This is a genomic window from Methylomarinovum caldicuralii, from assembly GCF_033126985.1.
GTDB lineage: Bacteria > Pseudomonadota > Gammaproteobacteria > Methylococcales > Methylothermaceae > Methylohalobius > Methylohalobius caldicuralii.
Genome location: NZ_AP024714.1, coordinates 524,644 through 547,880, shown reverse-complemented (window position 1 = coordinate 547,880; position 23,237 = coordinate 524,644). Strand labels below are relative to the sequence as shown.

Annotated in this window: 19 protein-coding genes and 1 pseudogene; 8 read left to right on the top strand and 12 right to left on the bottom strand. The window is 66.6% G+C overall.

Annotated features, from left to right (window positions below):
* Positions 1 to 36: 36 nt before the first annotated feature.
* The 5 genes from MCIT9_RS02855 to MCIT9_RS02835 all read right to left on the bottom strand — a co-directional run bounded on the left by MCIT9_RS02855 (position 37) and on the right by MCIT9_RS02835 (position 8,652).
* The gene (locus MCIT9_RS02855) at positions 37 to 2,394 is read right to left on the bottom strand and encodes an HAD-IC family P-type ATPase (RefSeq protein ID WP_317705920.1); all 2,358 of its coding nucleotides are present in this window, start codon (positions 2,392 to 2,394) and stop codon (positions 37 to 39) included.
* Between the two features lie 67 nt (positions 2,395 to 2,461).
* Positions 2,462 to 5,617 carry an efflux RND transporter permease subunit gene (locus MCIT9_RS02850; protein WP_317705919.1) on the bottom strand — a complete coding sequence of 1,052 codons (3,156 nt, stop codon included), beginning with the start codon at positions 5,615 to 5,617 and terminating at the stop codon, positions 2,462 to 2,464.
* Positions 5,610 to 6,947: an efflux RND transporter periplasmic adaptor subunit gene (locus MCIT9_RS02845; RefSeq protein WP_317705918.1), complete on the bottom strand. Its 1,338-nt coding sequence runs from the start codon at positions 6,945 to 6,947 to the stop codon at positions 5,610 to 5,612. Before MCIT9_RS02845 ends, MCIT9_RS02850 begins: the two co-directional genes overlap by 8 nt.
* Positions 6,947 to 8,230, bottom strand: coding sequence for a TolC family protein (locus MCIT9_RS02840; RefSeq protein WP_317705917.1), 1,284 nt, complete (start codon positions 8,228 to 8,230; stop codon positions 6,947 to 6,949). Before MCIT9_RS02840 ends, MCIT9_RS02845 begins: the two co-directional genes overlap by 1 nt.
* An 80-nt stretch (positions 8,231 to 8,310) precedes the next feature.
* Positions 8,311 to 8,652, bottom strand: a complete 342-nt coding sequence (locus MCIT9_RS02835) for a hypothetical protein (RefSeq protein WP_317705916.1) — start codon at positions 8,650 to 8,652, stop codon at positions 8,311 to 8,313.
* A 215-nt stretch (positions 8,653 to 8,867) separates the two neighbouring features.
* Here MCIT9_RS02835 and MCIT9_RS02830 point away from each other — a divergent pair, with 215 nt between their 5' ends.
* Entirely contained in the window at positions 8,868 to 9,212 is a 345-nt protein-coding gene (locus MCIT9_RS02830; protein ID WP_317705915.1) for a hypothetical protein, read from the top strand.
* On the opposite strand, the gene MCIT9_RS02825 is transcribed toward MCIT9_RS02830, so the two are convergent.
* From MCIT9_RS02825 to MCIT9_RS02795, 7 genes are all read right to left on the bottom strand, one after another.
* Positions 9,196 to 10,080, bottom strand: coding sequence for a sterol desaturase family protein (locus MCIT9_RS02825; RefSeq protein WP_317705914.1), 885 nt, complete (start codon positions 10,078 to 10,080; stop codon positions 9,196 to 9,198). The genes MCIT9_RS02830 and MCIT9_RS02825 overlap by 17 nt on opposite strands.
* A gap of 108 nt (positions 10,081 to 10,188) precedes the next feature.
* The gene (locus MCIT9_RS02820; RefSeq protein ID WP_317705913.1) at positions 10,189 to 10,767 is read right to left on the bottom strand and encodes a beta-class carbonic anhydrase; all 579 of its coding nucleotides are present in this window, start codon (positions 10,765 to 10,767) and stop codon (positions 10,189 to 10,191) included.
* A gap of 20 nt (positions 10,768 to 10,787) precedes the next feature.
* Positions 10,788 to 11,198: a cupin domain-containing protein gene (locus tag MCIT9_RS02815; protein WP_317705912.1), complete on the bottom strand. Its 411-nt coding sequence runs from the start codon at positions 11,196 to 11,198 to the stop codon at positions 10,788 to 10,790.
* A gap of 11 nt (positions 11,199 to 11,209) precedes the next feature.
* On the bottom strand, positions 11,210 to 11,779 hold the full coding sequence (locus MCIT9_RS02810; protein ID WP_317705911.1) for a DUF2182 domain-containing protein: 570 nt from the start codon (positions 11,777 to 11,779) through the stop codon (positions 11,210 to 11,212).
* The gene (locus MCIT9_RS02805; protein WP_317705910.1) at positions 11,776 to 12,384 is read right to left on the bottom strand and encodes a DUF1326 domain-containing protein; all 609 of its coding nucleotides are present in this window, start codon (positions 12,382 to 12,384) and stop codon (positions 11,776 to 11,778) included. The genes MCIT9_RS02810 and MCIT9_RS02805 overlap by 4 nt, the downstream gene beginning before the upstream one ends.
* 1 nt (position 12,385) lies before the next feature.
* Complete coding sequence (locus tag MCIT9_RS02800) at positions 12,386 to 13,114, bottom strand: SDR family NAD(P)-dependent oxidoreductase (RefSeq protein WP_317705909.1); 729 nt, start codon at positions 13,112 to 13,114, stop codon at positions 12,386 to 12,388.
* Complete coding sequence (locus MCIT9_RS02795) at positions 13,111 to 13,761, bottom strand: DUF938 domain-containing protein (RefSeq protein ID WP_317705908.1); 651 nt, start codon at positions 13,759 to 13,761, stop codon at positions 13,111 to 13,113. Before MCIT9_RS02795 ends, MCIT9_RS02800 begins: the two co-directional genes overlap by 4 nt.
* A gap of 158 nt (positions 13,762 to 13,919) precedes the next feature.
* Here MCIT9_RS02795 and MCIT9_RS02790 point away from each other — a divergent pair, with 158 nt between their 5' ends.
* From MCIT9_RS02790 to MCIT9_RS02760, 7 genes and pseudogenes are all read left to right on the top strand, one after another.
* Positions 13,920 to 15,488, top strand: coding sequence for a sigma 54-interacting transcriptional regulator (locus MCIT9_RS02790; RefSeq protein WP_317705907.1), 1,569 nt, complete (start codon positions 13,920 to 13,922; stop codon positions 15,486 to 15,488).
* A gap of 95 nt (positions 15,489 to 15,583) precedes the next feature.
* On the top strand, positions 15,584 to 16,762 hold the full coding sequence (locus MCIT9_RS02785; protein ID WP_317705906.1) for a cation diffusion facilitator family transporter: 1,179 nt from the start codon (positions 15,584 to 15,586) through the stop codon (positions 16,760 to 16,762).
* Positions 16,746 to 17,105, top strand: a complete 360-nt coding sequence (locus tag MCIT9_RS02780; RefSeq protein ID WP_317705905.1) for a nuclear transport factor 2 family protein — start codon at positions 16,746 to 16,748, stop codon at positions 17,103 to 17,105. Before MCIT9_RS02785 ends, MCIT9_RS02780 begins: the two co-directional genes overlap by 17 nt.
* A gap of 31 nt (positions 17,106 to 17,136) precedes the next feature.
* The gene (locus tag MCIT9_RS02775) at positions 17,137 to 17,538 is read left to right on the top strand and encodes a hypothetical protein (protein ID WP_317705904.1); all 402 of its coding nucleotides are present in this window, start codon (positions 17,137 to 17,139) and stop codon (positions 17,536 to 17,538) included.
* A gap of 70 nt (positions 17,539 to 17,608) precedes the next feature.
* On the top strand, positions 17,609 to 19,000 hold the full coding sequence (locus tag MCIT9_RS02770) for a TolC family protein (protein WP_317705903.1): 1,392 nt from the start codon (positions 17,609 to 17,611) through the stop codon (positions 18,998 to 19,000).
* Positions 18,942 to 20,147 carry a FixH family protein gene (locus MCIT9_RS02765; protein WP_317705902.1) on the top strand — a complete coding sequence of 402 codons (1,206 nt, stop codon included), beginning with the start codon at positions 18,942 to 18,944 and terminating at the stop codon, positions 20,145 to 20,147. The genes MCIT9_RS02770 and MCIT9_RS02765 overlap by 59 nt, the downstream gene beginning before the upstream one ends.
* Positions 20,141 to 23,221: pseudogene (locus MCIT9_RS02760) on the top strand (efflux RND transporter permease subunit). Before MCIT9_RS02765 ends, MCIT9_RS02760 begins: the two are co-directional and overlap by 7 nt.
* Positions 23,222 to 23,237 lie beyond the last annotated feature (16 nt).

The following is a 23,237-nucleotide window of genomic DNA, read 5'->3' as shown; positions in this document are numbered from 1 at the left end:
TCGCCTGGAGGTGGGAACAAGACGACGGTGATCCGATCACAACCGGACCCACCTCAGCCGCAGGGCGTTGAGCACCACCGACACCGAGCTGAAGCTCATGGCCGCGGCGGCGATGATGGGAGAGAGCAGGATGCCGAAGAACGGATACAGCACCCCGGCCGCCACCGGCACGCCCAGGGCGTTGTAGATGAAGGCGAAAAACAGGTTCTGGCGGATGTTGCCCATCACTGCCCGCGACAGCCGCCGCGCCTTGGCGATGCCGCGCAGATCGCCCTTGACCAGGGTGATGTCGGCGCTTTCCATGGCGATGTCGGTGCCGGTGCCCATGGCGATGCCCACGTCGGTGGCCGTCAGGGCCGGGGCGTCGTTGATGCCGTCGCCGGCCATGGCGACGACCCGGCCTTCGGCCTGGAGCTGTTTGACGATCCCGGTCTTGTCCTCCGGCAGCACCTCGGCGTAGAAGCGATCGATGCCGAGCCTTTTGGCCACGGCTTCGGCGGTGGCGCGGCTGTCGCCGGTGGCCATGATCACCTCTATGCCCTCTTTCTTGAGGATTTCCAGCGCCTCGGGGGTGGTGGCTTTGATCGGATCGGCGACGCCGAGGAGGCCGGCGGGACGATTGTCGATGGCGACGAACAGGACCGTCTGGCCCTCGGCGCGCAGCCGGCGGGCTGTTTCCGTCAGCCTGCCAGGATCGATGCCCAGTTCTGTCAAAAGCCTCTGGCTCCCCACCGCAAGCTGGTGACCGGCCACCCTGCCGGTGACCCCGCGGCCGGTGAGGGAGTGGAAGTCTTCGACCGGTTCGGGTTTCAGCTTGCGCCTTCTGGCCTCCTCGACGACGGCGCGGGCGTCCTTGATCAGGATTCCTTCCAGGGCGCCGCGGCCGACCCCCACCATGATCGACATCGGGGTGGCCAGCCCCAGGGCGCAGGGGCTGGCGATGATCAAAACCGCCACCGCGTTGATGACCGCGTGGGCCAGGCGCGGCTCCGGCCCCCACAGGTTCCAGGCGACGAAGGTCAAAACGGCGACGATGACCACGGCCGGAACGAACCAGGCGGCGACGGTGTCGGCCAGGCGCTGGATCGGTGCCCGGCTGCGCTGGGCCTCCTGGACCTGGCGGACGATGCGGGCGAGCAGGGTGTCGGCACCCACCTTGCGGGCCTCGATCAAGAGGCTGCCGGTGCCGTTGACGGTGCCGCCCACCACCTTGTCACCGGGTTTCTTCGCCACCGGCATCGGCTCGCCGGTAAGCATGGACTCGTCCACGTGGCTCGAGCCTTCGATGACCACCCCGTCCACCGGGATCTTTTCACCGGGGCGGACCTGAAGGATGTCCCCGACCCGTACTTGGTCGAGGGGAACGTCGCTCACCTTACCCGCCTCCGTCACGCGGTGGGCGATGGGCGGGGCCAGGCCCAGGAGCATTTTGATCGCGGCGCTGGTTTGACTGCGAGCCTTCAGTTCCAGCACCTGACCCAGCAGCACCAGCACAGTGATGGCCACGGCGGCTTCGAAATAGACCGGCACCAGCCCTTCGGCGGTGCGCAGGGTGGCCGGAAACAGGCCGGGAAACAGCACCGCCACGGTGCTGTAGGTCCAGGCCACGCCGATACCGAGGGCGATCAGGGTGAACATGTTGAGCCGGCGCCGCACGACGGAGGCCCAGCCGCGGACGAAGAAGGGCCAGCCCGCCCACCAGACCACTGGGGTGGCCAGGATCAGTTCCAGCCACTGGAGCCTGCGTGGGGTCAGGACCTCCGGCAGCGCCCCTGGAGCCAAATCGTGAAGCATGGCCAGCACCACCACCGGCAGCCCCAGGATCAGGCCGATCCGGAAACGCCGTGACATTTCCACCAGCTCTGGATTTTCCGCTTCGGCGGCACCGGCCACCGGCCGCGGCTCCAGGGCCATGCCGCATTTGGGACACGGCTCCGGTTCCAACTGGCGCACCTCCGGGTGCATGGGGCAGGTGTATTCCACCCCCGGCCGGTATTCGGTGGTCGGCTCCAGGGGGCGGGCGCATTCCGGGCAGTAACCCGGCCTGTCGGAAACCACGTCCGGATGGGCCGGGCATTGACAGACTGTCCTGCAGGTGCAGCCTGGCAGTGCTGCCTGGATTGGCGTCCGTTTTGACCACGGTGCCTTCAAAAAGAAGTTGTAGAGCGGCACCCAGACGAGGGCGAAGTACCAGCCGTAGGCGTAGCTTTCCACCAGCCCGAGGAAGAATGACGGCCAGCTCAGCCAGGAAAACCCCGGCAGCCACTTCTGCCAGCTCAAGTAAAGCCGGTGTTCGGGAAATATCAAACAGCAAATGACGCAGAGGGTGTAGCTGAGCGCCAGGAACAGACCGGTGGCCTGGCCGGCGGTGCTTGTAGAGATTTCGTTTTTCATCTTCTGCCGCTTCTCCTGATTGAATGAATGGACCCTGCCCCCGCTTCCCTGATCCGCCCAGCGTTCCTCAGGGCGTCGTCGCTTCCCTCTGACGCCGTTCCTGCCACTGCAACACCAGGCTGTAGAGCACCGGAAACACCAGCAGGGTGGCGATCATGACCGTGGTCATGCCGCCGAAGACCGGCACGGCGATGGGGCGGGCCACGTCGCTTCCGGTGCCGGTGCTCCAGAAGATTGGCGCCAGTCCCAGAATGGTGGTGACGGCGGTCATGACCACCGGCCGCACCCGGAGCGACGTAGCCTCCTCCACCGCCGCCAGGATTTCCTCCCGATCCAGGGGCGCTCCCTTGGCCCGGCGGCGGGATTCCACCTCCACGTCGATGTATTTGAGCAGGACCGCACCGGTTTCGGCGGCGGTTCCGGCCAGGGCGATGAAACCCGCCACCACCGCCACCGACAGGTTGAAGTCGTACCCCCAGCACAGCCAGATGCCGCCCACCAGACCGACGGGAACGGTCAGCATCACCAGCAGCGGTTCGATGAAGTTGCCGAAGGTGAAATAAAGCAGCAGGAAGATCAGCCCCAGGGTGACCGGAATGATGACCCTAAGCCTTTTGGCGGCCCGCTCCATGTACTCGAACTGGCCCGACCAACTCACCGTATAGCCCGGGGGGATTTTGACCTGTTCGGCCAGCACCCGTTTGGCCTTGGCCACGAACCCGCCGATGTCCGAGGTCTTGATGTCCACGTAGATCCAGGCGTTGGGACGCGAGTCCTCGCTCTTGATCGACGGCGGGCCGCGCCGCAGTTTCAGGTCCGCCACCTGGGACAGCGGGATCTGGGCGCCGGTGGGAGTGGGAATCAGCACCCGCTTGAGTATCTCCAGGTTGTCGCGGAAGGCTCTGGGGTAGCGCAAGTTGACCGGATAGCGCTCCAGTCCCTCCACGGTCCAGGTGATGTTCATGCCGCCGATGGCGCTCTGGATCACGTCCTGGACGTCGCCGACGGTAAGGCCGTAGCGGGCCGCCTCGAAGCGGTCGATGTCGAAATCCACGTAGTAGCCGCCCACGGCCCGGTCGCCGAAGGCCGACAGGGTCTCCGGCATCGTCTTCATGGCCTGCTCGATGGCCTCGGAAAGCCGCTGCAGTTCGTTCAGATCCGGGCCGGATACTTTGATGCCGACCGGTGTCTTGATCCCGGTCGAAAGCATGTCGATACGGGTTTTGATCGGCATGGTCCAGGCGTTGGCCAGGCCGGGAAAGCGGATCGCCCTGTCCATCTCCGCCATCAGCTCCCGGGTAGTCTTGGCCGGATCGGGCCATTGGTCCCGGGGTTGGAGCCTGACCGTGGTCTCGATCATCGACAGGGGGGCCGGATCGGTGGCGGTTTCGGCCCGCCCCACCTTGCCGAAGACGTGATGGACTTCGGGAAAGGTTTTGAGGATCTTGTCGGTCTGCTGCAGGAGTTCACGGGCCTTGGTGATGGAAATGCCGGGGAAGGTGGTGGGCATGTAGAGAATGTCCCCCTCGTCCAAAGGCGGCATGAACTCGCTCCCCAGCCGGGAGAAGGGATACAGGGTGGAGGCCAGCACCAGAGCGAGCAGCGCCAGGGTGAGGTCCCGCCAGCGCATCGCCCCGCGCAGCAGCGGCCGGTGGAGAGCATGGAGCGCGCGGGCCACCGGGTTTTGCGCCTCCGGCAGAATGCGGCCGCGGACGAAATAGCCGAGCAGCACCGGCACCACCGTCACGGTCAGGACCGCCGCCGCCAGCATGGCGTAGGACTTGGTGAAGGCCAGCGGTCGGAACAGCCGCCCCTCCTGGGCCTGGAGCGCCAGGATCGGCAGAAACGCCACCATGATCACCAGCAGGGAAAAGAACAACGCCGGCCCCACCTCGCGCGCTGCCGCTCCGATCGCCTGCCAGCGCTCGGCGGCGGCCAGGGGCGCGCCCTTTTCCCGTTCGGCCCGTTCCAGATGCTTGTGGGCGTTTTCCACCATGACGATGGCGCCGTCCACCATGTCGCCGATGGCCACGGCGATTCCCCCCAGGGACATGATGTTGGCGCTGATCCCCTGCCAGCGCATCAGCACGAACGCCCCCAGGACGCCCAGGGGCAGACTGATGGCCGCCACCAGGGTGGAGCGGGCGTGGAGCAGGAACAGGCCGATGACCAGGCTAACGATGACCAGCTGCTGGCCCACCGCGGTTTCGAGGGTGGCCACCGCCCGCTCGATCAGATCGCCACGGTCGTACACCGGCACGATCTCCACCCCCTCCGGCAGGGCAGCTTTGAGTTCCTCGAGCTTTTCCCGCACCTTGCGGATGGTCTCCAGAGCGTTCTCGCCGAAGCGTATCACCACGATGCCGCCGGCCACCTCCCCCTCGCCGTTCAGCTCCGCCAGTCCCCGCCGCAGCTCCGGCCCGAGATGGACGTCGGCCACATCCTTGAGGCGGATCGGGGTGCCGTTCTCGTCCACCCCCACCGGGACGCTTTTCAGATCATCCAGGGTCTTGATGTAACCCAGGCCGCGCACCATGTACTCGGTCTCGGACATCTCGATCAGCCTGCCGCCGACGTCGTTGTTGGAGCGGGCAATGGCCTGTTTGACCTTGGCCAGGGGTAGACGATAAGCCAACAGGGCGTTGGGATCGACCTCCACCTGGTACTGCTTGACGTGGCCGCCGATGGAGGCCACCTCGGACACCCCGGGGACGGTCTGGAGGGGATAGCGCAGGGTCCAGTCCTGGAGCGAGCGGAGGTCTGCCAGATCGTGTTTGCCGCTTTTGTCCACCAGGGCGTACTCGTAGATCCACCCGACCCCGGTGGCGTCCGGCCCCAGGGAGGGCGTCACGCCCGGGGGCAGTCGCTTGCTGGCATAGTTGAGATATTCCAGTACTCGCGAGCGGGCCCAGTACAGATCGGTGCCGTCCTCGAAGATGATGTAGACGAAGGAGTAGCCGAAGAAGGAATAGCCGCGCACCACCTTGGCTTTGGGCACTGCCAGCATCGCCGTGGTCAGGGGATAGGTGACCTGGTCATCCACCATCTGGGGCGCCTGGCCCGGATACTCGGTGAAGATGATCACCTGGACGTCGGAAAGGTCGGGGATGGCGTCCAGGAGGATGGTCCTGAGCGCCCAAATCCCGGCCCCCAGGAGAAGCCCGGTTGCCAGCAGCACCAGGAAGCGCTCGCGCAGGGAGAGGGAAATGATTTTCTCAATCATGGCTGCCTCCATGCTGCATGCCGTCCATGCCCTTCATTCCCGGCATCTTCTCCATCTTCTGCCGCGCCGGCTCGGTGAACTTGGACAGCGCCTCCTGCAGTCTGGATTCGGAGTCGATCAGGAACTGGCTGGAGACCACCACCTCCTCGCCCTCGGAAAGCCCCGCCAGGACCTCGACCCAGCCGTCGGCGGGAACGCCCAGCTCGACGATGCGCGGTTCGAACCGGCCCGGACCCTTGACCACGAAGACATGATCCCTGAGGCCGGTGCGCACCACCGCCTCGCTGGAGATGGCCAGCACGCCGGTTTTGGGGCGGGTGTGGAGGGTGGCGTTGGCGAACAGTTCCGGCTTCAGAGTCAGGTCGGGATTGTCGAACTCAAGGCGAACCTTGATGGTGCGGGTCTTGGGATCGGCGTAAGGGTAGACGTAGACCACCTGCCCGTGGAACACCCGTCCGGGGACGGCGGTCAGGGTGATCTCCGCCGGATCGCCCACCCGCACCCAGGGCAGTTCGTATTCGTAGATGTCGGCATAGACCCAGACCTTGCTCAGATCCGCGATCAGATACAGCTCGGTCTGGGGGGTGACGTACTGGCCCTCGCGCACCCCTATGTGGACCACGTAGCCGTCGAAAGGCGAATGGATGTGGAGGCTTTTCATGATCCGGCCGCTTCGCTCCAGTTCGAGGATCTGGTGCTCGGGCACGTCCAGCAGCTCCAGCCGCTCGCGGGCGCTTTTCACCAGTTGACGGGCCCCGCGACTGATGTCCTTGAAGGGGCTGTCTTTCAGCAGCCGCAGGCTCTTTAAGGCCAGCAGATATTCCTGTTCGCTGGCCACCAGTTGCGGGGAATAGAGGCTCAGGAGCATGGCGTCGCGGGCGACGAAGGCGCCGGTGTCACTGACGTAGAGTTTTTCGATCCAGCCCTCGGTCTTGGGATGGAGGCGGGCGAGCAGGTCTTCGTCGTAGCTGACCCGGCCGACGGTGTGGATGGGGTGGGAGAAGTCGCGGCGGACCACCTTGGCGGTGCGTACGCCAATGGTCTGGACCACGGTGGGGTCGATGACGACGGTGCCCGGCGGGCCGCTGGCTTCGGCCGCAGCACCGGGACAGCCGGGCGGATAGACGGGAATGTAGTCCATGCCCATCTCATCCTTGGCGGGGGTCTTGGAGGTAATGGCCGGGTTCATGGGGTGGCGGTAGAACATGGGCTCACAGCCTCCGGCGCTGACGGACGTTGCCGTTTCGGGTTGGCGGGAAGCCAGCCGGTAGCCGGAACCCAGCCCCACGCTCAAGGCGATCAGCACGATCGCGATCCATTTCCACGGCATCATTTGTCTCCTTCTTGGCTTGTGACAGGTTTGCCGACGGCGGCTTCCAGATCCGCCAGCGCCTGGCGTGCTTCGGCCAGGGTCTTCCAGTACTGGATCTCGTAGTTGTAGAGCGTGATTTGGGCACTGACCAGATTGAGGAAATCCACCTTGCCCACCTGATAGCCGGCCAGCATCGAGGCCACCGTCTGGCGGGCTTGGGGGATGATGCCCCGGTCGAACAGCGCCACCTGGTCGCGGGCGCGGCGGTAATCGGCCAGGGCCGCCGAGATTACGGCGCGGACCCGGTTCCAGGTGTCCTGCCACTGGAACCGCTCGCGGATCAGTTCGCTCTGGCGCTGGTCCACCGCCCTGGCCTGCTTGGTGGCGAAATACAGCGGCACGCTCATGCTCAGCCTCAGGCTCAGAAAATCGGTACGGCTGGAGCCGTCCGGATTTCGGCCGCTGCGGAAACCGTGGGTGGCCCCCAGTTTGAAATCCGGGAGGAAGTCTTTCTTGGCGAGCGCGACCCGGGTCTTGGCGGCTTTGATCTGTTTGCGCACCCGCGCCAACAGGGGGCGGGTGTGCTCCGCCAAAGTGAACAGCCGGGCTTCCGCGGCCGCTTCCGGCAGCTGCCGGGGAGCGCTGGGGGGTAGTTGCACCGGGGAATTAGCCGGGCGGTCGATGAGGGCGTTGATCCGGGCTGCTTCCTGCGCCCGCAGCCCCTGCAGTTGCAGTTCCCGGTCGAGCAGCCGCGACAGTTCCAGCTGGGCCAGCAGCACATCCTGCTGCAGTCCCTGTCCCACTTTGTATTTGGTCTGGGCGATCTCGACGAACTGGCGCAGCAGATCCTGGTTGAGGGAAATGATTTCCAGGGCGCGGTCGAGATAGAACAGCCGCCACCACAGGCTTTCCACGTCGCGCCGCAGGCGCAGCCGCCATTCCTCCACGTCGTCGCCGGCGGCCCGGGCCTCCCATTCGGCCGCCTCGGCCTTGAGTTTCAGTTTGCCGGGGAAGGGGAATTTCTGGCTGATTCCCAGCTGCAACTGGGTCATGGCCTCCTGGGGGATGTCGAAGGTATCGACCGGCAGGTTCAGGGCGTTGAGGCTGATCTCCGGATCCGGCAGGGAACCGGCCTGGTCCGGTACCGCCCTGAGCGCCTCATAGCGGGCGCGGATCGCCGCCAGGGACGGATTGCGGCGCTCTGCCTGTGCCAGGGCCTGTTCCAGGCTCAGCGCGTCGGTCGTGTCGGCCCGGGCGATACCGAAGATCAGTATCAGGCCGAGCCACCAATGGGGTTTCATGCGGTTTCCTCGCTTGGGGAACGAAATCGGGGTTCGCAGGCGCGAACCGGCTTGTCACCGGCGCAGGGCCGGTGTCGTTGTCAAGCGAGGGTTCGGGGTGGTTTGCCGGGGGGCGGGGTGGTGTGACCGGGGAACGCCGGGAAGGAATCGATCCCGGGTAGGGATTCGACCCCGTCGGTGATGACGAAGCCTGCTTTTACCGGCAATGCCGCGACCCCGCAGCCGCAGGTGGACAGGCCCGTGCGGCAGCGCTGACAGTGGTGAGGGCAGTGTCCGGCAGGTTCTTGGATTGCTGCGGTCACGCTGACCGGGCGGGTGGCGGCGATTTCGGCGGACGCGGCCACAGGGCGCTCCCCCTCTCCGGCCCAGGCCAGGAGGGCGGAGCAAACCAACAGCAGATAGAACAGCGTCCTTGAAATCACCGTACTGGATCTTGGTTCCGGATGCCTGAATCATAGCGCAGTGGCATCTTGAAAACCAGCGGTGCGGACATCCTGTCTGGAGGAGAAATCCCGAACGCCGGATGGATTTTGGTTCTGATATACTTTCAACCTCAAGCATTTAACCTGATATTTGGCCTGCCATGCCCTTTGCCTAGGAAGACCTCGAACAGCTTCGCCGCCTGATCCGCGAGGAAGTGGATGCCCGCCTTCCGGCCGGAACGGTCCGTTACGATCTGGAATTGCGGGATCGAATCGTCCGCGTGGAGGAAGAACTCAAGCACCAGCGGGAGCTGATGGAGCAAGGGTTCCGCCTGATGGACAAGCGCTTCGAAGAGATGCGTGAGGACACGAACAAACGTTTCGAGCAAATGGACAAGCGCTTCGAGCAGATAATCGAGTACAGCCAGAAGCGTTTCGCCCAGATCGATACCCGCTTCGAACGACTGACCGAGCGTATCGATCGCTTCATGCGCTGGTCCTTCGCCCTCACCCTCACCGTCGGCGGTCTGGTGGTGGCCGCCATCAAATATCTGCCTTGAGTTTCCGCCGTCCGGACGGGTTCCCAGCCCGGCGGTTGATGACATAGCCACCCACCGGCGCGTTGAAAGGCAACAGCAGCATCCCCGGCAGCCACAGGATATGGCGCCGGCGGCGGATGCCGTGGATCCCGAGGGTCATGACCTCGTGACCGCGGCGGGGCTGGTCGCGGTAGGTGCCCAGCAGCCGGTCCCACCAGGGGAGGTTGAAGCCGAAGTTGCAGTTGGCCTCGTCATCGGCCACCGAATGGTGGACGCGGTGCATGTCCGGGGTGACCACCCACCAGCGCAGTATCCGGTCCAGCTTCCGGGGCAGGCGGACGTTGCCGTGATTGAACATCGCGGTGGCGTTGAGCAGCACCTCGAATACGATCACCGCCGCCACCGGCGCTCCCAGCAGCAGGACGGCTGCCGCTTTGATTCCCAGCGACAGCAGGATTTCCAGCGGATGGAAGCGGATGCCGGTGGTGACGTCGAAATCCACGTCGGCATGATGGACCCGGTGCAGGCGCCACAGTGTCGGCAGGGCGTGGAACATCACGTGCTGCAGGTAGATGACCAGGTCCAGCGCCACCACGGACAGGATCACCCGCCCCCAGGCCGGCAGGGACGTCAGGGCGAGCATCCCCCAGCCGTGACGTTCGGTGAAGGCGGCCACCCCCACCGCCGCCATCGGAAACAGCGCCCGCGCCAGCAGATTGTTGAGCAGCGCCAGTCCCAGATTGTTAAGCCAGCGCAGCGGACGGGGATGATGCCAGTGCCGCCTCGGGGCCAGGGTTTCCCACAGGGCCATCAGGGTCAGCACCGCCGTGAAGGCCGCCAGCCGGATGGGGATCTCATGGACCAGAAGTTCGTGTTGCCAGTCCAGCATTGGCATCTCGCGGTTGGGTGAAAACCCGGTCATTTTGCGACAACCGGCGGCGGAAAGGAAAAAGGCCGGGTGTTTCCCGGCCTTTTCCGTCTTATGGTGCCTTGCGGCTTACCGGGCCCGGCCGGCCTCGGTGGCTTCGGGCACTTCGATCAGGCGTCCGGTCTTGCAGTCGTAGATGTAACCGTAGACCGGAATTTCCGCCGGCACCAACGGGTGGGACTTGATCCGCACCACGTCATCGACCACGCTCTGTTTCTGGTTTTCGATGGTGAGCCAGCGGATGTACTTGCCCCAGGGCGAGCCGGGGCCTTCGCCCACGTCCTTCCAGCCCTCCTCGGTCAGCTGGGCGGTCTTGAGGCTGCTGGCGAGCAGGTTCTCCATGATCTGGTCGGTGAAAGTCTCCATGCCGCAGTCGGTGTGATGGATTACGAACCATTCCCGGGTGCCCAGCAGCTTGTAGGAGATCACCAGGGAGCGGATGGCGTCGTCGCTGGCCCGTCCGCCGGCGTTGCGGATCACGTGGGCATCGCCCTCGGACAGGCCGGCGTACTTGGCCGGGTCGAGGCGGGCGTCCATGCAGGTGAGAATGGCGAAGTGCCGCGCCGGCGGCATCGGCAGGTCGCCCTTGTCGAAGGGGGCGGCATACTGTTCGTTGGCTTTCAGGACTTCTTCGACGATCTTGCTCATGTCGGTTCTCCTCTGGTGAGTTATCGTTGTGGTCGGATGACGATCTTGCGACGGCGCGGCGTGGATTCTGCCTGCTTTTCGGGCGCCATCTCGAAGATCAACAGAACCGTCTCGCCGGCGGCGTTTTCCGCCACCATCGGCTTGCCGGTTTCCCAGAACACCTGTCCCTGGCGGTAGATTTTGGTGCCTTCCTTGTCGATGATGCGGATTTCTCCCGAGAGCACATAACGGGGCCCGGGGCCCTTGTGAATGTGCTCCGGGGTGCGGAATCCGGGCGGGAAGGTGACCCGGATCACCCGGGTGACGATATGGGTGTCCGGCAGGGTCACGGGGCGGGCCAGCAGCACGTCCCGTTGGGGCATGCCGGCCGCCCACGCCGTCGTGGCGATCAGCAGCGCCAGACTGGCCAGTGTCAGTATGCGTTTCATCATGGGGTTCTCCTCTAGGGGGGTGTTCCCGTCAACAGCGCCCAGATTACCAGAAGGATGCCGTTGGCGTGGGCCACAGTTCGGGGATCGAAAGCCAGCAGCCGCTCGCCGGCCAGCAGCAGGGTGATGGCCAGCATGGCCGCCGGCGTCATCATTCCCGCCCCCAGCATCGTCAGCATCAGCGCCCAGCAGCAGCCGAGGCAATGGGCGCCATACCGCCACCCCAGTTCCAGGCCGCCCTGCCAGCCGGGTTGCCGCAGCGCCAGCAGCTGCCTCAGGGGGGAGCGGCAGCGCTGCAGACAGGCCGCCTTCCAGGCGGAAAACTGATACAGCCCGGAGGTCAGCAGCAGGATCGCCGCCGCTGGCTGCGGCCAGCCCGCCGAACGCAATGCCGGTTGTACCCCTGCCAGCAGCAGGCCGAAGCCCAGGCAAACGCCAGCATAACCCCCGGCGAATCCCCAGGCCAGCGCCGGACTGCGGCAGGCGCGCCGCAGCAGGGTCAGGGTCGGCAGCGCCATCGGTGGCATCATCAGCGCCATGGCCGCCAGCCAGAGCCCTGCGGTCTGGATGAATGACCCATTCATGGCCGGTAGATGAAGGGGGAATAGAAGGCGTTGCGCCCCGAGAACTGCCAGCTGAAGTGGGCATCTTCGTAACGATAGCGTTGCGAACGGGCCACCACCGACGGATGGCTGGATACCACGCACAGGGGCGGGTTGTCGATGGTGGGCGGACCGCCGCGGATGCCTTCGAGCGCCTCGATCTCGGTTTCGGCCACCCCGGCCACCGTCAGGCGGCGGCGCCGGCCCTCGCCGTCGATGCGGATGTCGGCCAGGTGGATGCCCAGCACCTTGTCCACCAGCCCCATCAGCAGGGCGGGCTGGCCGCCTGCCTGGCCGCCGAAGATCTTTTCCAGCGCCAGCCACTGGTCGGCATCGACGCGCTGGTCCAGGTACAGCGCCACCTGCCAGCCGCCCTCGTGCATGGGGCCGTCGGCATAGCAGGCGAGGGCGACGTTGCGGTCCGCCAGGTCGGTGGCTCCGTAACGGCCCTTGCGGATGTGCCAGCCCACCAGCAGCTTGCATTCTCCCTCGCTGGGGGGCTGCAGCCAGATGCAGGGGCAGACGGTGGTGCAGTTGCAGCTTTCCAGGTATTCGCCTTCCAGGTACCAGTCGATGGTTTCGCTCATGTCAGAAATGCTCCGTCGCCGGTCTCAGGTCCAGTTCATGGGTCCAGGCATCGGCGGGCTGGCAGTGCAGCTGCCAGTAGAGCTCGGCCACCGATTCCGGGCGGGTCAGGCCGGAATCACCCTTGACCGCCACCAGTTCCGGAAACCGCCGCCGGGCCCGCTCGCCGTCCAGGACGCCATCGATGATCACGTGGGCCACGTGGATGCCCCGGGGGCCGTATTCCCGCGCCAGCCCCTGGGCCAGGGCCCGGAGGGCGAACTTGGCGGCGGCGAAAGCGGTGAAGGGCGGACGCGCCCGCAGCGAGGCGCTGGCGCCGGTCAGAATCAGGGTGCCCCGCCGCCTCGGCAGCATCCGGCGCAGCGCCTCCCGGGCCACCAGATAGGCGGCGAAGCAGTTGGCCCGCCACAGGGCCTCGAAGTCCTCCGGCGCCGTCTCCAGCAGCGGAGCCTTCAGGTTGAGATCCACGGTGCAGGTCACCAGCTCCGGGACGTATCCGAGATCCGCAATTTGGGTGAACAGTGTCTCCACCTGTTCAGGCACGGTGGCGTCTGCGACCAGCGCCTTGGCGCGGCCGCCGAGCTGTTCGATGTCCCCGGCCACCCGGCGCACCCGGGCCTCGGTACGGCCGACCGGGAACACCGTCAGCCCCGCCTGGGCGAAACGGTAGGCGAGGGCGGCTCCCAGTCCCTGGACCGGGCCGACGCCCACCACCACGGCAGCCGGCTTCATGCCCGCCGGAAGATCAGGGAGAAATTGTTGGCGGGCATGTCGAGCTGCTCCGCCAGCCGCAATCCCTGGGCTTCCGCGGCCAGGCGCAGGTCGGCCACATCCTTGAGGCCCCATTCCGGGACTCCGGCCGAGCGCAGCATCCAATGGAATTCCTCATTGGAGGGGGTGGTGAAGCGCCCGTCCACGCTGAAGGGGCCGTAAACCATGAAAAAGCCCGCTTCATCGAGCAGCGAGGCGGCGCAGGCCATCATGCCCTCGGCGATGCTCACCGGTGCCACCTGGAACACGTTGATGCAGAACATGGCCCGGTAGCTGCCTTCCCGGGGCCAGGTGTCCGGCGCCATCAGGTCGAGCACGATCGGATCGCGCACGTTCCGGTTTCCCTGCTCGTCGCGCAGTTTGCGGATGTGGTCGAAGGTTTCATCGTTGCGGTCCGAGGGCTGGAAGGTCAGATGGGGGAAATGGGGCGCGAAGTAGTTGATGTGCATCCCGCTGCCGCTGGCCAGCTCCAACACCTCGCCGCTGTCGGCCGGCAACAGGCTCTTCAGCGTCGCCAGGATGGGGTCGCGGTTGCGACGCCCGGCCCAGGCGACGTAATCGCTCAAAGGATGGGGATCGAGAGGGGGACGGTCTGCGTAGTCGTTCATGGTTGCCTCCGGGAAGTCGGTTTGAATCGTTGTTATGCAAAGACAATAGAGCAACCACCATGCCAGATTCTGATGCCAGCTAAAGGTTTGATTCAGCGACGTTGCAGGGCTATGATTTGAAATCAGATTTCAAACCAACGAAAATTGATTTCACATCCATGCCCGACCGTCCCTCCTTCACCCAGCTCGACCCGGTGTTCTTCCTCCAGACTTTCGTCCTGGAACTGCTCCACGCCTGCGAGCAGGAGGGCGGCCCCAAGACGGAATACATCGAACGCATCGCCCACAGCGCCGGCCGCTTCTTCGAGGAAGCGTACCGCAACGACCATGGGATCGACGGTCCCCTCGACCGGTCGCGTTACGTGGACCTGATCCTCGGTCTCAAGAACCGCATCGGCGGGCGCTTCTCCCTCGACTCCAGCGATGCCGCCTGCCTGCGGGTCCACAACACCCGCTGTCCCTTCGGCGATGGGGTGCAGAACTTTCCCGATCTGTGCCGCATGACTTCCAGCGTCTTCGGTGGCATCGCCGCCCGCAACTTCGGCTACGCCAAGGTGCACATTCCCCGCTGCATCGCCCGCGATCACGGTCACTGCCAGGTGGAGATCCACCTCGACCGCCGCCTGGCCGCCGAGGTGCCGGGCACCGAATATCTGCCGCCGGAGCAGCGCCGGCGCGAGCAGGAGGAAATCGGCACCCTGCAGTCCCGCATCGACAACCAGCTCCATAAACTGTGGCTGCGGCACTCCCGCCGCCGGGGAAAAGCCGGCAAGCCGCCCTTCATCGTCGCCGAATCCCCGTCCATGCGCCGGGTGCTGCGTCTGATCCACCGGGTCGCGCCCACGGACGCCCCCGTGCTGATCCAGGGGGAAACCGGTGTGGGCAAGGAGCTGGTGGCCCGCGCCGTCCACGCCCTCAGCCCCCGCGCCGGCCAGCCGTTCGTGGCCGTCAACTGCGGGGCGATTCCCGAGAGTTTGCTGGAGAGCACCCTGTTCGGTCATGAGAAAGGCGCCTTCACCGGTGCGGTGGACGTGCACCGCGGGGTGTTGGAGCGCGCCGACGGCGGCACCCTGTTTCTCGACGAGATCGACGCTTTGTCCCCCGCCGCCCAGGTGGGCCTGCTGCGTGCCCTGCAGGAAGGCGAGATCGAGCGCGTCGGCGGCCGCAGCACCCTGCAGGTGGACACCCGCGTGCTGGCCGCCTGCAACCGGGATCTGGCCCGGCTGGTGGAGGAGGGCCGCTTCCGCGAGGACCTCTACTACCGTATCCACGTGGTCCGGCTCGAAATCCCGCCGCTGCGCCAGCGCCCGGAAGACCTGCCGGCGCTGGTGAACCTGATCCTGCAACGTCTGGCGCACAAGTATGGTCGTCCCCAGCCCCGGGTGAACCGGGAGGCGATGGCCCGGCTGCGAAGCCACCCCTGGCCGGGCAACGTGCGCGAGCTGGAGAACGTGCTGGAGCGCGCCTTTCTGTTCTGCGAGGATGAGGAGCTGACGGAAGTGGAATTCGGTGCGCTTGTCGCCCCGGAGAGCGAAGACTGGTCCAAAATCCGCGCCCGGGTGCTGGAACAGGCCGAGAGAAGCTATCTGGAAACCGCCCTGCGCAACCACCAGGGCGACGTCAAGGCGATCGCCGCCGCCATGGGGCTGACCCCCCGGGCGGTCTATCACAAGCTCAAACGTTACCGGCTGAATCCGGCCGGCTATCGTGCCGTCCCATCCCGGTAGTCGCGGCGGATGCCGCTTCGGGTGGCTGTAATCGGCAGTTTGCGGGTTTGTCCGGCGGTGGTAAAGTGATCGGCTGATCTTGCTTTGAGACGGCCATGGCGCATCATCACCATCACCACCACGGCGACGTCCACGAAACCCGCCTGATCTGGGCGCTGCTGGTCAACGTGTTGCTCACGGTGGTGCAGATGGTGGGGGGGATCCTCTCCGGCAGCCTGGCGCTGGTGGCCGACGCCCTGCACAACCTGGCGGACGCCGGTTCCCTGGCGGTGGCGCTGGTGGCGCGGTGGATCGCCAAGCGGCCGGCGGACCAGTGGCGCACCTTCGGTTATCAGCGCGCCGAGCTGATCGGGGCGCTCATCAATCTGACCACGTTGCTGCTCATCGGCCTGTATCTGATCTACGAGGCGCTGCTGCGCTTCGTCAATCCCCAGCCCATTGAGGGATGGACGGTGGTGTACGTGGGCGCCTTCGCCCTGGTGGTGGATGTGGCCACGGCCCTGCTCACCTATGCGGGTTCCAAGCACAGCGCCAACATCCGCGCCGCTTTTCTGCACAACGTCGCCGACGCGCTGGGCTCGGTGGCGGTGATCGTCGCCGGCACCCTCGTCATCCGCTACGGCTGGCATCTGGCGGATCCCGTCTGTACCGTGCTGATCGCCGCTTACGTGCTGCGCCACGGCTGGGTGGAGATGAAACACACCATCCGTATCCTGATGCAGAGCACTCCGGCCGACATCAACTTGGCGGAGCTGATCCATACCCTGGAGAGCGTGGAAGGCGTCTGCGGCGTGCATCACGTCCACGTGTGGGAAATCGACGAGCACCGCCGCTCCCTGGAGGCCCACGTGGTCATCGATCCCGACGACGCTTCCCGCATCGAGGCGATCAAGCAGCGGCTCAAACGGCGGCTGGAGGAACGTTACCACATCGGCCATTCCACCCTGGAGTTCGAGCTGGCGACGCCGGAAACGGTGTCGGCCTGTCTGGCCAATCACGAAGCCTGCGGTCAGCCCAACCATGCCCAGGATCACGGCCACGCTCGGGTGCCTTTCCCCTGGGCGGCGCTGGGATGGGCCTTGGCGCTGCTGGCGCTGACGGCGGGACTAGCCTGGCGCTATCATCTCAGCGGCGACTGGCAGACCTGGCTGTCAGACCTGAAGACCCCGCGGCGCTGGTCCCATTACGAATGGACGGCCTACGGTCTGGCTTTGGTCGCCGTTCTGGCCGCCTGGTGGACAGGCAGGAAGCACACCCATGACGCTCACCCCTGAAACCGCCACCGCTTTCGCCCATGACTGGATCGCCGCCTGGAACGCCCGCGATCTGGTGCGCATCCTGGGCCATTACGCCGAGGACGTGCACGTTACCTCCCCGATCGCCGCCCGCCTGACCGGGCGGGCGGATGTCCACGGCAAGCCGGCGCTGGCCGCCTATTTCCGGGAAGGGCTGGCGCGTTATCCCAACTTGCATTTCCGTCTGGAACACGTGTTTTTGGGGGATGCCAGCCTGGTGCTCGGCTATGCCAACCAGGACGGCGCCCATGCAGCCGAATTCATGCGTCTGGATGAGCGGGGACAGGTGGTGCGGATGATCGCTCATTACGCTGCGGCGTGAAGCGCCGCGGGCCATCTGGCATAATGAATCCATGACCTTGTCATCCACCCGCTTCGTCACCGTCCTGCTGCTCCTGGCCAGCCTGCTGGCGCCCCAGCATCCGGTGTTTGCCTGCCAGTTGGACGGGATGCGCCATTACCGCTGCTGCTGTCACGATCACGGCCATTGTCGTCACGGCGGCGGTTGCCCCCATTACAAGCCCGGGAAAGGCTGCTGCGACGTGGATCACGAACCCGCCGATGCCGGTTTGCTGCCCTGGCAGGGCGACGGGCCGGCGCTCTTTTTGCCGCTGGCGAGCGTCTCTCTGGCGGCGCCGGTGTCGTTGCCGGCGGATGATTCCCGGCGGCAGGCGTGCCGTCTCGCCACCGATCCGCCGCCAAATCTGTTCCCTGTCGCTCCCCTCTATCTGACCTCCCGCCGCCTGCGGATCTAGACCGCCCTCCGCTGCCGTCCGGCGCACCCTGCATGGGTGCGGTCCCTTATTCTCTGGCAAGGAGGAGGTCATGCTTCATCCCCTGTTCCCGTTTTTCCTCTTGGCCCTGGCCGGTGCCAATGCCTGGGCCGATCCCTTCGACGGGCCGCTGACGCCCGCGGCACTGGTCCGCGAGGTGCTGGCCCGCAATCCCGATCTGCCGGCGATGCGCGCCGCCTGGGCCGCCGCCCGGGCACGCATCGCCCAGGAAAGCACCTTCGATGACCCGGTGGTGTCCTACGGTTTCGCTCCCGGCACTGTCGGTGAACCACAGCTGGATTTCGGCCAGACCGCCAGCCTGGCGGTGAAGCTGCCGTGGCCCGGCAAGCTCGCCCTGCGCGGGGATGCGGCGGCCCGGGAGGCCGAGGCGGTTGGCCAGTCGGTCGCCGAGGCGCGGTTGGCTCTGACCGAGGCGGCACGGCGCGCCTTTGCCGACTGGGTGTTCGTGCATCGGGCCCTGGCGCTCGACGGCGAGGACCGGAAGCGACTCGAACGTCTGCAGCAGCTGGCGGAAGTCCGTTACGCCAGCGGAAGGGCTTCACGCCAGGACGCCCTGCATGCCCGGGTGGAACTGGCGCTGCGGGATCACCGCCGTTTGGTTCTAGAGCGGCGCCGGCGGGAGGTGCGTACCCGTATCAACACTCTGCTGCTGCGCGATCCTCGCGCGCCGTTGCCCCCGCCGGGCGAGCTGCCGCCTCCGCAGGACCTGTCCGCCTTGGCGCAGCTGCGCGCCAGGGCGCTGGCGGCCGACCCCCGGTTGCGGGCGCTGGCCGCCCGTCTCGAGGCCGCCCACCGGCGCGTGCAGCTGGCACGGCGGGCGTTCTGGCCCGATTTCACCCTGGGGGGCGGTTACAACAGCCTGTGGACGGACACGCACAAACGCCTCACCCTCGGCGCCAGCATCAACATCCCCCTGCCGGGGCGGCGCCGCGCCCGCCTCGATCAGGCCCGGGCCGAGACCCTGCGTTTGGAGGCACGGCTGCGGCAGCGGCGGGCGCAAGTCCTTGAGGACCTGCAGGACGTCTACGACCGCGTCGGGGAAAGCCGGCACACGATCCGGCTGTACCGCACCCGGCTGCTGCCGTTGGCGCGCCAGTCCCTGGCGGCGGCGAAGTCGGCCTACGTTGCCGGCAGCGGTGATTTTCTCGATCTGCTGACGGCGGAGAAGGAGTGGATCGCGGTGCGCCTGCAACTGGCGCGGGCCGCCGTGACCATCTGCAGCGCCTGGCGGCCCTGGCGCGGGTCAGCGGCGGGGAGGTGGCGCCATGAGGGGGCTCTGGTGGCTGCTGATTTTCGCTGCGCTGGGGACGGGATGGGCGGCGGACAAGGGCTTTCTGCCTGCCGGACCCTATCAGGTCAAGGTGGTGGTCGAACCGGAAACCCCCAGGGTCGGACCCAATCGGGTGACGGTGTGGATTCGTGACCGGGCGGACCGGCCGGTGACCGGAGCCTGTCTCAAGGCAGTGGCCGTGATGCCGGCCATGGGGGCGATGCCCACCATGTACGCGCCGGCGCAGATGCGCGAAACCGGGCCGGGGCGCTACGAGGGAGAGTTCCGCCCCTCCATGGCCGGGGAGTGGCCCCTGACGGTGGAGATCGCAGGACCGGCCGGCAAGGCCCGCCTCACTTTTGACTTGGCCACCGGCCGCAAGGGCATCCGCTGCAGCAGTTGCGGCACGGCGGTCAGCCCGGTGGGCACCATCCGGGTGGACCCGGCGCGGCGCCAGCTCATCGGCATCCGCAGCGCCCCGGTGAAACGCCGCCCGCTGGTGGTGACCCTGCGTCTGCCCGGGGCGGTGAAACCCGATCCCGGCCGGGTGGTCGCCATCGCCCCGCGCTTCGGGGGCTGGATAGAAACCCTCGTTGCCGATACCGCCGGCCAGCCGGTGCGCCGCGGCCAGCCTCTGATGACTATTTACAGTCCGGAACTGATCTCGGCCCAGGAGGAACTGCTCGCCGCCCGCGGCAGCGCCACCCTGGTGGCCGGCGTTCACAGCCGCCTGCGACGCTGGGGGTTGCCGGCGGACTGGGTGCGATCCCTGCTGCGGCGCGGGCGGATTCAGGAGACGGTGCGGCTGCAAGCGCCCATTGACGGGGTCGTGCTCGGTGAGCCGTTGCCGGCCGGCAGCGGTTTCCGCGCCGGGCAGACGCTGCTGCAGCTGGCCGATCTGTCCCGGTTGTGGGTGGAGGCGGCGATCTATCCTCCGTGGCTGGATCAGGTCCGCGCCGGCATGGCGGCCGAGGTCGTGTTGCCCGGCCCGCCCCAACGCCGCTGGAAGACCCGGGTGGATTACGTCTATCCGTGGGTAGAGGAGACGAGTCGCAGCGGGCGGATGCGTCTGGTGCTGGAAAATCCCTGGGGGCTGCTGCCGGGCCACTACGTGACCGTGCGCTTGCGGCTCGATCTGGGGGACGGCCGCCTGCAGCCTCGCCGTATCGAGGCGGGGCGGCGCAACCGCGACTGGATCGAAGTCCGGTCCGGGTTGGCGGAAGGGGAGATGGTGGTGGTTTCGGGGGTGTTCCTGATCGCCGCCGAGAGCAAGTTGAAAGCGGGGGTGGCGGCATGGTGATTGAACGGGTGATCGCGTGGTGCGCCCGCCACCGCCTGGCGACCCTGCTGCTGACCGCGCTGGCGGCCTTCTGGGGGCTTCAGGGACTGCGGGGGGTGCCCCTGGATGCGGTGCCGGATCTGTCGGACGTGCAGGTGATCGTCCATGCCCGGTGGCCGGGGCGCAGCCCCGATCTGGTGGAGGACCAGATCACCTATCCGCTCGCCAGCGCCCTGCTGGCGGCGCCGGGGGTGCGCTCGGTGCGGGGGCAGAGCTACATGGGGCTGTCGTTCGTCTACGTCATCTTCGAGGACGGCACCAATTTCTACTGGGCCCGCTCGCGGGTGCTGGAATACCTCAGCGGCCTCCAGGGCCGCCTGGCGGCGGGTGTCCACCCGGCCCTGGGGCCGGATGCCACCGGCGTCGGCTGGGTGTATCAGTACGCCCTGGTGGACAAAAGCGGCAAACACGACCTGGCCGAACTGCGCAGCCTGCAGGACTTCAAGCTGCGCTACTGGCTCGAAGCGGTGCCGGGGGTGGCCGAGGTGGCCTCGGTGGGCGGTTTCGTGAAGGAATACCAGATCCATCTTGATCCGGCTAAGTTGGACGGCTACGGCATCTCCCTCAACCGGATCATCCGCGCGGTGCGCTGCTCCAATGCCGACGTCGGCGGCCGGGTGCTGGAGATCGCCGGTCACGAACACTTCATCCGCGGCCGCGGTTATCTGCACGGGACCGGTGATCTGGCCGAAATCGTGGTGACCCTGGGGGCCGACGGGACGCCGGTGCGTCTCGGGGACGTGGCCGAGATCACCCTGGGGCCGGCCCAGCGCCGCGGCCTGGCGGAGCTGGACGGGGAAGGGGAGACGGTCGGCGGCATCGTGGTGATGCGCTCCGGTGAGGACGCCCTGGCGGTCATCGACCGGGTCAAGGCGCGACTGGCCGAGATCCGCCCCGGCCTGCCCGAGGGGGTGGAGATCGTCACCGTCTATGACCGCAGCGACCTGATCCAGCGCGCCATCGCCACCCTGCGCACCACCCTGTGGGAGGAGGCACTGGTGGTGACCGCGGTGATCGCCCTGTTTTTGGGACAGGCACGGGCGGCGGCGGTGGCGGTGATCGGCCTGCCGGTGGCGATTCTGCTGACCTTCGGCGCCATGAAGCAGCAGCACCTGAGCGCCAACATCATGTCTCTGGGCGGCATCGCGGTGGCGGTGGGGGCGATGGTGGACGCCGCCATCGTGATGGTGGAGAACGTTCACCGCCGCCTGCGGGAAGCCCCGGGCGAGCGCTTGGAGACGGTGATCGCGGCGATGCAGGAGGTGGGGCCCAGCATCTTCTTCTCCCTGCTCGTCATCACGGTGTCGTTTCTGCCGGTGTTCAGCCTGGAAGGCACCGAGGGCCGTCTGTTCCGGCCCCTGGCCTGGACCAAGACCTACGCCATGGGCTTCGCCGCCCTGCTGGCGGTGACCCTGACCCCGGCACTGGCGGCCGCCCTGGTCGGTCGCCCCCGGCGCAAGCACCGGGACTGGTTCGCACCATTGGTGCGGGGTTACGGGATGCTGCTGGGGTGGATGCTGCGCCATCCCGGCTGGGTCAGCGGCCTGGCCGGGCTGGCGCTGCTGACGACGGTGCCCTTGTGGGAACGGTTGGGAACCGAGTTCATGCCGCCCCTCAACGAAGGCAGCATCCTGTACATGCCCACGGCGCCGCCGGGGATGTCGATCACCGAGGCGGGGCGGGTGGTCCACGCCATGGACAAGGAGCTGAAGTCTTTCCCCGAGGTGGCGCGGGTGTTCGGCAAGATGGGCCGTTCCACCAGCGCCACCGATCCGGCCCCCCTGTCGATGGCCGAGATCGTCGTCACCCTCAAGCCCCGCGACCGCTGGCGTCCGGGGATGACCTGGGACGGACTGATCGCCGAAATGGACCGCCGGCTCCGCTATCCGGGGATGCCCAATGTCTGGTGGATGCCGATCCAGACCCGTCTGGAGATGCTCGCCACCGGGATTCGTTCCAATCTCGGCATCAAGGTGTTCGGTGACGATCCGGCGGCCATCGAGTCTCTGGGGCTGAAGATCGCACAGGCCCTGCAGCGGGATTCCCGCACCGTGCCCTTCACCCGCAGCGCCTTCGCCGAGCGTCTCGGAGGCGGTTATTTCCTCGATTTCGACATCGACCGCGCGCGTATCGCCCGCTACGGTCTGACCGTGGCTGACGTAGAGGAGGCGATCCAGGCGGCGGTGGGTGGACTGACGGTGACCGAAACCGTCGAGGGGCGCGAGCGTTACGGCGTCACCCTGCGCTATGCCCGTGATTTCCGCGACGATCCCGAGACGCTGAAAGCCGTGCTGGTGGACACCCCCGATGGGGCGAAAGTGCCGCTGGCGCAGCTGGCGGACCTGCGTTTTCGCACCGGCCCGCCGATGCTGCGCGACGAGGACGGCCAGCTGGTGGGATACGTGTTCGTGGACGTGGCCGACACCATCGGTATCGCCGACTACGTGGCCCGGGCCAAGGCGGTGGTGGCGGAGCAGGCGAAACCGCCGCCGGGGATGCGGCTGGCCTGGGCCGGGCGGTTCCGCTATCTCGAACGCGCCCGCGCCCGGTTGCTGTGGATCGCGCCGTTGACGCTGGTGATCGTGTTCCTGATGCTTTATCTCCACCGCGGCTCGGTGGCCGAGGCGGCGCTGGTGCTGGCCACCATTCCGTTCTCGCTGGTGGGGGCGGTGTGGCTGCTGTGGGTGCTGGACTATCACCTGAGCGTGGCCGTATGAGTGGGGATGATCGCGCTGGCGGGCCTGAGCGCCGAGATGGGGCTGCTGATGCTGGTCTACCTGGACCAGGCCTGGCGTCAGGGACAGGCGGTGGTGGTCGGCGCCGGCTGCCGTCTGCGCCCCATGCTGATGACCGGACTGGCCTCGTTTTTGGGACTGGTGCCAATTCTGTGGAGCGATGGCACCGGCGCTGACGTCATGCGCCGCATTGCCGCGCCGATGATCGGCGGCATCGCCACCGCCCTGATCGTGGTGCTGCTGGTGTTGCCGGTTTGGTTCGGAGTCTGGAAACGATGGCGGGCAGGCGATCGAATGTAGTAAAAAATAATTATAT